This is a genomic window from Nesterenkonia sandarakina (assembly GCF_013410215.1).
Taxonomy (GTDB): Bacteria; Actinomycetota; Actinomycetes; order Actinomycetales; family Micrococcaceae; genus Nesterenkonia; species Nesterenkonia sandarakina.
The window spans coordinates 208354-221730 of sequence record NZ_JACCFQ010000001.1 but is presented as its reverse complement, the minus strand read 5'-3'; the positions used below and the strand labels follow the sequence as shown (position 1 = coordinate 221730).

Sequence of the window (13377 nt, the reverse complement as noted above, 5' to 3'; positions counted from 1 at the left end):
TCTCAGAACCCTCCCCAGCCGTCAAGGAACAGCATCAAGTGGCGGACGGTGAAGCCGATCATCGTGATGACCCAGAGGCCCATCACGGCCCACAGCATCTGACGGTGGTAGCGGGTGCCCTGGGACCAGAAGTCCACCAGGATGATCCGCAGTCCGTTGAACGCGTGGAAGACGATCGCGCCGACCAGGCCGATCTCACCGACGATCATGATCGGGTTCTTATACGCGCCGATCACCGCGTCGTAGGCCTCCGGAGAGACTCGCACCAGAGAGGTGTCGAGCACATGGACCAGGAGGAAGAAGAAGATCCCCACGCCTGTGATCCGGTGTCCCACCCAGGACCACATGCCTTCCCGGCCTCTGTAGAGGGTGCCCTTAGTCTGCGTCACCTGTCATTACCTCCCTGCATCGTTGCATGGCGTTCCGCGCCGCACAGTCACGTACGTGTTTTTCTTCGCTGCGGCGGTGCGGAATGCGTGACGCCGATGCGAGTCTGTTCTCAGCTACCAGACTAGAGCACCGCAACCGTCGATGCGGCTCGTGGTGCCTTTCAGGAGGCTTTGTTGCGCCGCTCAGCCTAGACCTGATGCAGGCTTGTTGGCGAAATGGCGGCGAGAGCCAAATGACTTCTACAACGTGTAGAAAAACCGCAATATGAAGACTCAATTCCGCACCGCGCGGCCCGGGATCCGCCGAGGGGGCGTGCAGCGCCTGCAGACGCACCTGCGCGGCGTCCTGGCCGGCCCGGCGCTCCTCGTCTGCAGGGTCCGCTGCGCGGCGGAGCGGGCTGCAGGACGGATGGGACTACCCTGGTGAGGTGACTTCACAGGAATCTTTGGACAAGTTCTATACCGTGATCCCCGCAGGCGGGGTGGGAACGCGGCTCTGGCCGCTCTCCCGGGCCAGCGCGCCGAAGTTCCTCCACGACCTCACCGGGTCCGGCACCACGCTGATCCGCAGCACCTACGAGCGGCTCGCCCCGCTGACCGGCCCTCGCGTGATGGTGGTCACCGGGGAGTCGCATCGGGAGGCCGTTCGGGTGCAGATCCCCGAGCTCGACGAGAACGACCTCGTGCTCGAGTCCGAGCCGAAGGACTCTGCGGCCGCGATCGGCCTGGCGGCAGCGATCCTGCACCGCCGGGACCCCGAGATCATCATGGGCTCCTTCGCCGCCGACCAGGTCATCGCGCCGGTGGAGATCTTCCAGCAGGCGGTGCGGGAGGCCGTCGCGACTGCGGCCACGGGCCGGATCGTCACCATCGGGATCACCCCCACGCACCCCTCCACAGGCTTCGGCTACATCCGCAAGGGCGCGACGCTTGAGGTCGACGGCGCACCGATCGAGGGGGCGCCGCACGCCAGGGACGTCGCGGAGTTCGTCGAGAAGCCGGGCCAGGAGCTCGCTGAGAAGTACGTCGACTCGGGGGAGTACCTCTGGAACGCCGGCATGTTCGTCGCCCCGGTGGCGCTGCTGCTGGATCATCTCGCCCGCGCCGAGCCCGCGCTCTACGCCGGGCTCACCGAGATCGCCGCCGCATGGGGGACGCCTGAGCAGGCCGCAGTCACCGCACGGGTCTGGCCGGAGCTTCCGAAGATCGCGATCGACTATGCCGTGGCCGAACCGGCCGCTGCGGCCGGGGACGTCGCGGTGATTCCCGGGAACTTCACCTGGGACGACGTCGGGGACTTCGCGGCGATCGCGCGGCTGAACCCGGCGCGGGAACAGGAATCCATGACGGTGCTCGGAGAGAAGGCCCGGGTCTACTCGGACCAGTCCTCCGGAGTGGTGGTCTCCGACACCCAGCGGGTGGTGGCCCTGATCGGGGTGGAGAACATCGTGGTGGTGGACACCCCCGACGCGCTGCTGGTGACGACCACCGACCACGCACAGTCGGTGAAGCAGGCCGTGGAGGCGCTGCGGGCGCAGGGAGAATCCGATGTCCTCTGAGCCCGCGCCCCACACGGTGATGCTCAAGGCCGCCCACGCCTCGGCCTCCGAGGTGGTCGACGCGTTGGAAGCGTCCCTGATAGAGGTGCGCCGAGACCTCCACTCCCACCCCGAGCTCTCGTGGAAGGAAGAACGCACCACCGAGCGACTCGCCGCACAGCTGCAGGCAGCGGGCCTTCAGCCCGAGCTTATGCCCGAGACCACCGGGCTCTACGTGGACATCGGCACCGGGGAGTTCGCCGCAGGGTTCCGCGGGGACATCGATGCGCTGCCGGTGGCTGAGCTGACGGAGCTGCCCTTCGCCTCCACCCACCCCGGCGTCGCCCACGCCTGCGGCCACGACATCCACACCACCATCGCTCTGGGCGTGGCGCTGAGCCTGCAGCGGCTGCATCAGGACCGGATCGAAGGCGGCGAGCCGGACGGGCTGGGCGCAAAGGTGCGCGTCATCTTCCAGCCCGCTGAGGAGACCATGCCCGGAGGTGCCCTGGAGATGGTCCAGCAGGGCGTCCTGAAGCCGCTGCCCAGGATCTTCGCGCTGCACTGCGACCCGCGCATCGAGGTGGGCATGATCGGGACACGGATCGGGGCCATCACCTCGGCGGCCGATGTGGTCCGGATCAACGTCACCGGCCGCGGTGGACACACCTCCCGCCCGCACCTGACCGAGGACATGGTCTCCGCGCTGGCGCACATCGCCTCTGCCGTCCCCGCGGTGCTCTCCCGCCGGGTCGACGTGCGCTCCGCGGTCTCACTCGTGTGGGGTCAGATCGAGGCTGGCAGCGCGCACAACGCGATCCCCTCCAGCGGCACCCTGGTGGGCACGATGCGGATCCTCGACGCCGATGCCTGGCGCGACGCCGGGAAGCTTCTGGACGAGATCGTCGAACAGGTCGCCGCACCCTGGGGGGTCGACGTGGAGCTCGAACACATCCGCGGCGTGCCGCCGGTGATCAACAGCGAACGGGAGACCACCTTGTTGGAGCATGCCGGTCGCGAGGTGCTCGGCTCGGAGGGCCTGGAACTGGCTCCCCAGTCCATGGGTGGAGAAGACTTCGCCTGGATGACCCAGGAGCTTCCCGGGGCCATGTTCCGGCTCGGGACCAAGACCCCCGGAGGCGCCGACTTCGATCTGCACCGCGGAGACTATGTCCCGGATGAGCGCTGCATCGGCTACGGCACCAAGATCATGGTCACCACGGCGCTCAGCGCCATCAACGAGCTTCGCCGCGGCTAGCCGAATCTGCTCCGCGCCTGCAACATCGGCGCCCGGGTCCTCGCACGGCCTCGTAGGATGAGCCCTATGACTCAGGACGATGACTTTCTGACCGGACGGATCGCCCGCATCCCGGTTCCGGACCACGACGCCGACTGGGAGCGCCTCACCACCCAGGCCAGGATCGCGATGACCCGCGCCTATGTGCCCTACTCCGACTACCCGGTCGGGGCGGCCGCGCTGTTGGAGGACGGGTCGGTGATCTCCGGCTGCAATGTGGAGAACGCCTCCTACGGGCTCACCCTCTGCGCCGAATGCACCATGATCGGTGCGCTGCAGATGGCAGGGGGAGGCAAGATCGTGGCGTTCACCTGCGTGAATCGACAGGGCGAGTACATCACCCCCTGTGGCCGCTGCCGCCAGCTGCTGCTGGAGTTCTCCGCCGAGACCATGCACGTGCGCACCGCGCAGGGCGCCACCACGCTGGACGCGCTGCTGCCGCAGTCCTTCGGCCCCCGCGACCTTGAGATCAACACCATGGAGACCCGATGACAGCTGCCACCTATGACCGTTCCGCCCATGACGCCGTCGAGCTGATCCGGCTCAAGCGAGACCACGGCCGGCTCTCCCAGGAGCAGATCCGATGGATGATCGCCGCCTACACCGACGGCTACGTCGGGGACGAGCAGATGTCAGCGCTGGCGATGGCGATCCTGCTCAACGGGATGACCCGTGAGGAGATCGGGCACTGGACCGCCGCGATGATCGCCTCCGGCGAGCGGATGGACTTCTCCTCCCTGCGCACGCCCGAGGGCGGACGCAGGCTCACCGCGGACAAGCACTCCACCGGGGGTGTCGGGGACAAGATCACCCTTCCGCTGGCACCGCTGGTGGCAAGCTTCGGCGTGCCCGTCCCGCAGCTCTCCGGGCGCGGGCTGGGGCACACCGGCGGCACCCTGGACAAGCTTGAGGCCATCGCCGGCTGGCAGGCGGACCTGAGCAACGACGCGCTGCTGCGCCAGCTCGACGAGGTCAATGCCGTGATCTGTGCGGCTGGCCCCGGCCTGGCTCCGGCCGACAAGAAGCTCTACGCGCTGCGTGACGTCACCGGCACCGTGGAAGCCATCCCGCTGATCGCCTCCTCGATCATGTCCAAGAAGATCGCCGAGGGAACCGACGCTCTGGTCCTCGACGTCAAGGCGGGGTCCGGCGCCTTCATGAAGTCCCGGGCCGACGCCGTCGAACTGGCGCGCACCATGGTCGCCCTGGGCACCGACGCCGGGGTGAAGACCACCGCGCTGCTCACCGATATGGACACCCCGCTGGGACTGACCGCCGGCAACGCCATCGAGGTCGAGGAGTCCGTGGAGGTGCTCGCCGGGGGCGGACCGGCCGACGTCGTCGAACTCACCGTCGCGCTGGCGCAGGAGATGCTCACCGCGGTGGGGATCACCGGGGCAGACCCGGCGGAGAACCTGCGCAACGGACGCGCCATGGACTCCTGGCGCCAGATGATCGCCGCGCAGAGCGGCAATCCCGACGCGGCGCTGCCGCAGGCGGCGCACAGCCACACGATCAACGCCGGGGTCTCCGGCACCATGACCCGGATGGACGCCATGTCTGTGGGTCTCGCGGCCTGGCGGCTCGGAGCCGGCAGGGCGCGCAAGCAGGACGCCGTGCAGGCCGGAGCCGGGGTGCGTATGCACGCCAAGCCCGGGGACCGGATCACCGAAGGTCAGCCGCTGTTCACCCTGCTCACCGATGACGAGCACCGGATCGCCAGGGCGCAGCAGGCGCTCGAGGGTGCCGTGGACGTCGACGCCGAGGGCGGCCCGTACGAGACCCCTGAGCTGGTCTTTGATCGCATCAGTGCCTCGGATCTGACCGACTGAGGCCGCCCGGATGAGTCCTGGGCAGATCCTCGACGCCATCAACCAGACCATCCTGGAGGCCGCCTCCGGATGGTGGACCCTGGTGGGACTCTTCGTGCTGTGCGTGGTCGACGGGTTCTTCCCCCTCGTGCCCTCCGACTCGCTGGTGGTCGGACTGGGATCGCTCTCCGGGGAGCCCGGCACTCCGTTCCTGCTCTGGGTGATCCTGGTCGCGGCCTCGGGGGCGCTGCTCGGAGACTTCATCGCCTACCGGATCGGGCGCGCGATCGGGCCGATGCGCTTCGGGTGGATGCGCCGCCCCACCCCGCAGCGCACGCTGATCTGGGCCCGCCACGAGCTCGACAAGCGCGGGGTGCTGCTGATCTTCGTCGGCCGATTCATCCCCGGAGCCCGGGTGGCGATCAACTTCGTCGCCGGCACCACCGGGTTCTCGCTGCGCCGATTCCTGGTGATCGACGCCATCGCCTCGCTGGTCTGGGCGTCCTACTCGGTGGGAATCGGTGCGATCAGCGCGAACATCTTCGACTCGGTGCTGGTCGCGATGACGGTCTCGATCACCGGGGCGGTGCTGCTGGGCTGGATCTTCGACCGGATCTTCCGACTCCTCACGCGCTGGCTGGATCGCAAGGGCGTGCACCTGGACCCGGAGGGCTACTTCGACACCGCCGCGCTGCCGGTGGAGCCCCCGCTGCGGCTGCACCGCGACCGCGGGGATCACGATGAGGACCACGACCACCCGCGCGGCCACGGCCACCGGCGGGATCACGAAAACCCTCCGGAGGATGGCCTGCCCCGCTGAGGCGCGCGCCGGGTCGTGGTCTCGGGCGACTTCAGCTCCGGTCCTCGATAGACTCATCACCATGACTTCCACTGCTGCAGATCTCCGTTCCGCCGCCGCCAAGCTCGAAGAGCAGCTGCGCAACCTGCCCAAGGTCTCGCTGCACGATCACCTGGACGGGTCCCTCCGACCGGGCACGCTGATCGAGCTGGCCGCCGAGATCGGCCACGAGCTTCCCTCCCAGGACTCCGAGGAGCTCGCGGTGCACTTCCGCGAGAACGCGAACTCGGGATCCCTGGAGAAGTACCTGGAGACCTTCGCGCACACCACCGCGGTGATGCAGACCGCGCAGAACCTGCGCCGCGTCGCCAAGGAGTACGTCGAGGACCTGGCAGCCGACGGTGTGATCTACTCCGAGGTCCGCTGGGCCCCGGAGCAGCATCAGGAGCAGGGCCTGAGCCTGGACGAGGCCGTGGAGGCGGTCCAGGAGGGACTCAACCAGGGCATGGAGACCGTGGCCGCTCAGGACGGCGTGATCGTCGTCGGCCAGCTGGTCTCCGCGATGCGTCAGTCCGACCGCGCCGATGAGATCGTCGAGGTCGCCCTGCGCCACCGCGACAAGGGCGTCGTCGGCTTCGACATCGCCGGCCCCGAGGCCGGCTTCCCGCCCAGCCGCTTCGCCGATGCCTTCACCCGACTGGCCACCGAGATGCTGCCCGCCACGGTCCACGCCGGGGAAGGAGACGGCATCGAGTCGGTCCGCGATGCGCTGGTCTCCGGCCGGGCTCAGCGCCTGGGCCACGGGGTGCGTGTCGCCGAGGACATCAGCGTGATCGAGAGCGACGCCGACTCCGAGGCCGGAGAAGAGGTCTTCCAGGTGGAGCTGGGTCCCGTGGCCCGCTGGGTCCGGGACCGCCAGATCCACCTCGAGGTCAGCCCCACCTCCAACGTGCAGACCGGCGCGATCGCCGGCTTCGCCGAGGGGGACGCCGCTGAGCTCAGCGACCACCCCTTCGACATGCTCTACCAGCTGGGCTTCAACGTCGGGGTCAACACCGACAACCGGCTGGTCTCCGGGGTCACCCTCTCCGGGGAGCTCGCGCTGATCGCCAGCACCTTCGACTACGGCCTCGGCGAGCTCGCCGACTTCCAGATCAACGCCCTGGAATCCTCCTTCCTCGGGCACGAGGAGCGCGAGGCCCTGGCCGGCATGATCCTCGAAGCCTGGCAGTGACCCTGCCCGAGGCACACCCGATGAGCCCGGACCGCTCCGAGACCGGTCCCCAGGACCAGGTGGCGAAGCTGCGCTGGGTCATCGCTCAGCTTCGCGAGCACTGCCCCTGGACCTCACAGCTGACCCACGGGGACCTCACCGAGTACCTCGTGGAGGAGGCCTACGAGGTGCTCGAAGAGATCGAGGCCGGCAGCCTGGATGAGGGGCTGCGCAAGGAGATGGGGGACCTGCTCTTCCAGATCGCGCTGCACGCCCGGCTGGCCGAGGAGCGCGGCAGCTTCGACCTCGACGGGGTGGCTGAAGCCATCACGGCGAAGCTGGTGCGCCGCAGCCCGCACGTCTTCACCGCCGATGGGCGCCTCTCGGTGGACGCGCACGCGACCATCGAACAGGTGGAGGCAGCCTGGACCCAGATCAAGGCTCAGGAGAAGGCTGCGGCGTCGCACGCTGAAGGTGAGAACCCCGGCTCGGAGAGCGCCGCGCCTGCAGACCCGGAGCAGGCAGAGACCAGAGCCGACGACGGCGGCACCCACCTCTCCGGCGTCGTCGGGTCGCTTCCGGCGCACCTGCCGGCGCTGGCCAAGGCGGCCAAGGTGATCGACCGGCTGGGCAGGGAGCGCAGTGAACATCTGCCCAACACTGGCTCGACCACGGTGGCGGCGGCTGACGAGGAGGAGCTCGGTGAACTACTGTTTGCTGTGGTGCGCACCGCACGGGCTGCGGGTCAGGACCCGGAGCGGGCGCTGCGCAGCCACCTGAACCGCATGACCTGATCCAGGAACTGCGGAACGAGAAGATCCGCCAGCTCGCGAAGAAGAACGCACCGGCGCAAAGGCGCGCTCGGCACCCCCGAAGAGTTTCCCACCGAATGAACAACAAGGAGCCGAGAAGAATATGTCTCTGATCGTCAGTGTGTACGGCCGCGAAATCCTCGACTCGCGAGGCAACCCGACCGTCGAGGTCGATGTCCTCCTCGAGGACGGCAGCTTCGGCCAGGCCGCAGTCCCCTCCGGCGCCTCCACCGGCGCCTTCGAAGCCGTTGAGCGTCGTGACGGTGACAAGGACCGCTACCTCGGCAAGGGCGTGCTCGGGGCCGTGGGCGCCGTCAACGACGTCATCGCCGCCGCCCTGGAGGGACAGGACGCCACCGAGCAGCGTGTCATCGACCAGATCCTGCTCGACCTCGACGGCACCGAGAACAAGGCCTCCCTGGGCGCGAACGCGATCCTCGGGGCCTCCCTGGCCGTGGCCAAGGCCGCGGCCGACGCCTCGGATCTGCCGCTGTACAAGTACCTCGGCGGTCCCAACGCACACCTGCTGCCCGTGCCGATGATGAACATCCTCAACGGCGGCTCCCACGCGGACTCCAACGTGGACATCCAGGAGTTCATGATCGCCCCGATCGGCGCGGCGACCTTCTCCGAGGCGCTTCGCTCCGGCGTGGAGGTCTACCACGCGCTCAAGGCGCTGCTCAAGGAGAAGGGCCTGGCCACCGGGCTCGGCGACGAGGGCGGCTTCGCGCCGAGCCTCGCCTCCAACCGGGAGGCCCTGGACCTGATCACCGAGGCCATCCAGCGCGCCGGCTACACCCCGGGCAAGGACATCGCCCTGGCACTGGACGTGGCGGCCACCGAGTTCTACTCCGACGGCGTCTACACCTTCGAAGGTGAGTCCAAGACCCCCGAGCAGATGAGCGCCTACTACGGCGAGCTCGTCGACGCCTACCCGCTGGTCTCCATCGAGGACCCGCTGGACGAGGACGACTGGGCCGGCTGGAAGACGCTGACCGAGCAGATCGGGGACAAGGTGCAGCTGGTCGGTGATGACCTCTTCGTCACCAACCCGGATCGCCTCGCCAAGGGCATCGCCGCAGACACCGCCAACTCGCTGCTGGTCAAAGTCAACCAGATCGGCTCGCTCACCGAGACCCTGGATGCGGTCTCCCTGGCCCAGCGCAGCCGCTACACCACGATGATCTCGCACCGCTCGGGCGAGACCGAGGACACCACCATCGCGGACATCGCGGTGGCGACCAACGCCGGACAGATCAAGACCGGCGCGCCGGCCCGGTCCGAGCGGGTGGCCAAGTACAACCAGCTGCTGCGCATCGAGGAGGAGCTCGGCGACGCCGCACGCTACGCGGGCGCCTCCTCCTTCCCGCGCTTCAAGGCGTAGCGCACAGGGCTTCCAGTGTTCAGCGAGGCTAAGCACTGGAAGTTCGAGCACTGAGCACTGGAAGTCCGAGCACTGAGCACTGAGCACACGGGGCGTCAGGGGCGGAGTCGTGGTTTCGACCGACGACTCACCACCTGGCGCCCCGCCGTGTTCGCGTGTCAGATCCGAACCCGGGCCGCAGTCCCGATATCCTTGGAAGCCACGCCGACTTCCCCCTCTTCCCCTCCTAGGCGGTGACATCTCGTGCCGAACAGACGTGCCTCTTCAGCGCAGACCAAAGCGCGCGCGGCCCAGGCGCGCCGACTGGCCGAACGCGAGCAGGTCTCTTCAGAGATCCGCACCCCCGCAGACATCACGGCCCGGCGCAAGAAGCGCAGCTCCAGCGCCTCCGGGTCGACGAAGACCCCGGTCAGTGCCGCCACGGTGGTTCCGGAGCGGACCTTCCCCGGCAGGATGATCGTGCTGAGCATCGTGGTCCTGGTGGTCATCTCCTTCCTGGTGCCCACCGTGAACAGCTTCTTCCAGCAGCGCTCGGAGATGAACGAGCTGCAGACCCAGATCGCCGCGGAGCAGGAGGAACAGGCCCAGCTGCAGTCGGAACTGGTGCGCTGGGATGATCCAGACTTCGTGCGCCAGCAGGCCCGGGAGCGCATCAACCTGGTCATGCCGGGGGAGCGCCGCTATCAGGTCATGGGTGAGTCCGAGCCGAGCCCCGAGCAGGCCCCGGAGCTGGACTCCGAAGAAGTGCGTCACGATCTGCCCTGGGCCGAGGCGCTCTGGGACTCCCTGGTCCGCTCCGCCGCCGAAGACTGAGCCAGGGAGGCCCCGGACTGAGCCGGGGAGGCCCGGCGGTGCAGTAAACTCGGCTCCCGTGAACTCGACTACTCCGCAGCCTGAAGACCTGGACACCCTGAGCCTGCAGCTGAGCCGGCCGGTGCGCGACGTCGTCGAGATTCCTGCCCGCTGCACCTGCGGGAACCCCCTGGTGGCAGCCACGGCCCCGCGGCTGAGCAACGGGATCCCCTTCCCGACCACCTTCTACCTCACCCACCCGGCCGCCACCGCAGCCGTCTCCCGCCTGGAGGCCGCCGGAGTCATGGCCGAGATGACCCAGCGGCTGAGCGCCGACGCGGAGCTGGCCCAGGCCTACCGCGGCGCTCACGAGAGCTACCTCACCGAGCGGGAACGGATCCGTGGCCTCGCCGGGCTGGACCCGGTATGGGAGATCGAAGGCATCAGCGCCGGGGGAATGCCGGAACGGGTCAAGTGCCTCCACGTGCTCGTCGGGCACTCGCTGGCGGTCGGACCGGGGATCAACCCGCTCGGGGATGAGGTGCTGGGGCTCATCGCCGATGAGTTCACGCCTGACACCTGTGTCTGCGCCACGTCCTGGGACCACGAGGCCGCCGTCCCGCAGCGCGATCTCAGCCGACACGTGCGCCGGGGGAACCAGGGCTTCGCCCGAGGGGAGAAGTCCGCCGCGCCGCACCCCGCCTCGCAGCCGAGCGAAGAGACGGCATAGAGTGCTCGGAAGGACCCCGAATCGACGGTCGCACCGTCGATCCCACACCAGAACCGGCGAGGAGAAGGACACCCCATGAGAGTTGCTGCCATCGATTGCGGAACCAACTCCATCCGACTGCTGATCGCCGATGTCCACGACAACGGCCGGGTCTCCGATGTGGTCCGGCAGATGACCGTGGTCCGCCTCGGCGAGGGTGTGGATGAGACCGGAGAGTTCTCAGACGATGCGCTGACCCGCACCTTCGCCGCCGTCGACAACTACGGCGCGCTGATTCGTCGGCACCACGTGGACGCCGTGCGGTTCGTCGCCACCTCCGCCTCCAGGGACGTAGCGAACCGAGACCGATTCATCGACGGGGTCCGGCATCGGCTCGGTGTGGAGCCCGAGGTGATCCGCGGCAGCGAGGAGGCCGGACTCTCCTTCGCCGGGGCCGCCTCGGTGCTGGACTGGGACGCCGAGCGCAAGATCCTGGTCGTAGACCTGGGCGGGGGATCCACGGAGTTCGTGCTGGGCACCTCCGCCGGGGTCGAGCACGCCATCTCCACCGACATGGGCTGCGTGCGCTTCACCGAGCGACACATGCGCACCGACCCGCCCACGGAGACCGAGACCTCGATGGCGAGCTTCGAGACGCTCTCCTTCCTCGAGAACGTCTCCGAGGTGATGCCGCTGCACGAGACCGAGGTGGTCATCGGGGTGGCCGGCACCGTCACCACGGTGGCCGCGCATGCACTGAGCCTGGAAGACTATGAGCCGGATCTGATCCACGGGGCACGGATCGACCTCGACACCTTGCATCAGTCGGTGGATCAGCTGGTGCACTCCACCCGAGACGTGCGAGCCCAGATGCCGATCATGCATCCCGGCAGGGTCGACGTCATCGGTGCCGGCGCGCTGATCTGGGGCACCATCCTGGACTACCTGAACAAGGTCACCGACGGGCGGGTCACCTCCGCGGTCGCCTCCGAACACGACATCCTCGACGGCATCGCGATGTCCCTGGCGCACTCGAAGGGGGTCTCGCCCGCCCCGAGCCCCACGCACATCCAGGCCGTCCCAGACGCACCGTCAGGTGCGGAGCAGCAGAGATGACAGCAGCCGCACGCCCGCTCGGAGCCGCGCTGGCCGCCGGCCTCGCGGTCAGCGCGGTGTTCCTCTCCGCCCCGGCAGCGCACGCGGATCAGTGGCGAGACCAGCAGTACTGGCTCGAGGACTACGGCATCACCGAGGCCTGGGAGACCACCCGCGGGGAAGGCATGACGATCGCTGTCATCGACACCGGCGTGGACTCGGGCCACCCCACCCTCTCCGGTGCGGTCGTGGGCGGGACCGATGTCTCCGGCGCCGGCGACGGCGGGGCCCCGGTGGACCAGATCGCCACCGAACACGGCACACTGGTGGCATCACTGGCCGCCGGGCGCGGCACCTCGGCAGAGGCCGACGAGGTGGCCGCCCTGGTGGAGGAGAACGTCGAGGACCTCGATGAGCAGGAGTGGGAAGACTGGTGGGAGGACTTCGAGGCCGCGCTGGAGGAGATCTACGGCGAGGACTGGCAGGACGAGGTCGACCCCGACGCCCTCGATGAGTTTCAGCAGACCCGGTCTGCCCCCCGCGAGCTGACCCAGGCGGAGAACCCCGACGACGGGGTCGTAGGGGTCGCACCTGAGGCCTCCATCCTCTCGGTCTCGCTGCTGCTGCAGGATCCCAACCCCTACGGCGGCGGCACCGAGGAGCAGATCGCCGCGGCGGTGACCTGGTCCGTGGACAACGGCGCCGACATCATCAACATGTCCCTGGGCTCGGGCTTCCAGGAATGGCCTGAGTCATGGGACGAGGCGTTCCTCTACGCAGAGCAGAACGACGTGCTCGTCGTCGCGGCCTCGGGCAACCGCGCCTCGGGGCACCTCTCCGTGGGCGCCCCGGCGACCATCCCGGGAGTGATCGCTGTGGCGGGGGTGGATGAGTCCCGCCGGATCAGCGCGGACTCCTCCTCGCAGGGCATCGCGATCGGGATCGCCGCCGCCTCAGAGCCGCTGGTCGGCGCGCTGCCGGGGGACGACTACATGCAGTGGAACGGCACCTCCGGAGCCTCGCCCATCGTCGCCGGCGCCGCCGCGCTGGTCTGGGCCGCAAACCCCGAGCTCAGCGCCCAGGAGGTGAAGCACCGGGTGCTCTCCACCGCGGATTCCGAAGGTGCAGAGGGGGTCGACCCCGAGTACGGGCACGGAGTGCTCAATGTCGCCGATGCGGTCACCGGTGATGTTCCCGCCTTCGACGCCTCGCAGTACCCGACGCTTCAGGAGTGGGTGCGAGTCCACCGCCGAGGCGAGGTCGAGGACACCGCGACCAATGAGATTCCCGAGGACTCCGGGGTGGTGGCCGGACCCGAGGGAGAGCCGCGCGCCATGCCCCAGCCCGAGGCGTCCAGCACAGCCCAGGACTGGGCCGGTCCGGTGGCCGTCAGCGCGGCCGCACTGCTGGTGCTCGCCGTGCTCTGCATGGCCGCCATCCACTACCGGCTCCTCCACCGCCAGCAAGATCGCTGAAGTCCCCGACCCAGTTCCGCCCAGGGGCTCAGACGTTGACCACTCACAATCGAGCTACGTATA

Annotated in this window: 13 protein-coding genes; 12 read left to right on the top strand and 1 reads right to left on the bottom strand. The window is 68.6% G+C overall.

Annotation, left to right across the window (positions count from 1 at the left end; genetic code table 11):
• Positions 1-2: 2 nt before the first annotated feature.
• Entirely contained in the window at positions 3-389 is a 387-nt protein-coding gene (sdhC, locus tag HNR11_RS00995; protein WP_083504545.1) for a succinate dehydrogenase, cytochrome b556 subunit, read from the bottom strand.
• Positions 390-817: 428 nt separating this feature from the next.
• Between sdhC and HNR11_RS00990 the strand changes: the two genes are divergently transcribed.
• The 12 genes from HNR11_RS00990 (at position 818) to HNR11_RS00940 (ending at position 13314) form a co-directional block, all read left to right on the top strand.
• Positions 818-1948: a mannose-1-phosphate guanylyltransferase gene (locus HNR11_RS00990; RefSeq protein WP_058887346.1), complete on the top strand. Its 1131-nt coding sequence runs from the start codon at positions 818-820 to the stop codon at positions 1946-1948.
• A 19-nt stretch (positions 1949-1967) separates the two neighbouring features.
• Entirely contained in the window at positions 1968-3185 is a 1218-nt protein-coding gene (locus HNR11_RS00985; protein ID WP_179442790.1) for an amidohydrolase, read from the top strand.
• 66 nt (positions 3186-3251) lie between these two features.
• On the top strand, positions 3252-3716 hold the full coding sequence (locus HNR11_RS00980) for a cytidine deaminase (RefSeq protein ID WP_058887345.1): 465 nt from the start codon (positions 3252-3254) through the stop codon (positions 3714-3716).
• A complete protein-coding gene (locus HNR11_RS00975) occupies positions 3713-5056 on the top strand; it encodes a thymidine phosphorylase (RefSeq protein ID WP_179440724.1) in 1344 nt (447 codons plus the stop codon). The genes HNR11_RS00980 and HNR11_RS00975 overlap by 4 nt, the downstream gene beginning before the upstream one ends.
• Positions 5057-5066: 10 nt before the next feature.
• Positions 5067-5855, top strand: coding sequence for a DedA family protein (locus tag HNR11_RS00970; RefSeq protein ID WP_179440723.1), 789 nt, complete (start codon positions 5067-5069; stop codon positions 5853-5855).
• A 61-nt stretch (positions 5856-5916) separates the two neighbouring features.
• Positions 5917-7068 (top strand): adenosine deaminase, encoded by a 1152-nt coding sequence (locus HNR11_RS00965; RefSeq protein ID WP_179440722.1) that lies wholly within the window; start codon positions 5917-5919, stop codon positions 7066-7068.
• The gene (locus tag HNR11_RS00960; protein ID WP_343050540.1) at positions 7065-7841 is read left to right on the top strand and encodes a MazG nucleotide pyrophosphohydrolase domain-containing protein; all 777 of its coding nucleotides are present in this window, start codon (positions 7065-7067) and stop codon (positions 7839-7841) included. Before HNR11_RS00965 ends, HNR11_RS00960 begins: the two co-directional genes overlap by 4 nt.
• Positions 7842-7962: 121 nt before the next feature.
• Positions 7963-9243: a phosphopyruvate hydratase gene (gene eno, locus HNR11_RS00955; protein ID WP_058887340.1), complete on the top strand. Its 1281-nt coding sequence runs from the start codon at positions 7963-7965 to the stop codon at positions 9241-9243.
• Between the two features lie 243 nt (positions 9244-9486).
• Positions 9487-10056: an FtsB family cell division protein gene (locus HNR11_RS14220; protein WP_343050539.1), complete on the top strand. Its 570-nt coding sequence runs from the start codon at positions 9487-9489 to the stop codon at positions 10054-10056.
• 58 nt (positions 10057-10114) lie between these two features.
• A complete protein-coding gene (locus HNR11_RS00950; protein WP_343050538.1) occupies positions 10115-10765 on the top strand; it encodes a DUF501 domain-containing protein in 651 nt (216 codons plus the stop codon).
• Positions 10766-10840: 75 nt separating this feature from the next.
• Positions 10841-11860 (top strand): Ppx/GppA phosphatase family protein, encoded by a 1020-nt coding sequence (locus HNR11_RS00945; protein WP_179440720.1) that lies wholly within the window; start codon positions 10841-10843, stop codon positions 11858-11860.
• Positions 11857-13314, top strand: a complete 1458-nt coding sequence (locus HNR11_RS00940; RefSeq protein WP_179440719.1) for a S8 family peptidase — start codon at positions 11857-11859, stop codon at positions 13312-13314. Before HNR11_RS00945 ends, HNR11_RS00940 begins: the two co-directional genes overlap by 4 nt.
• Positions 13315-13377 lie beyond the last annotated feature (63 nt).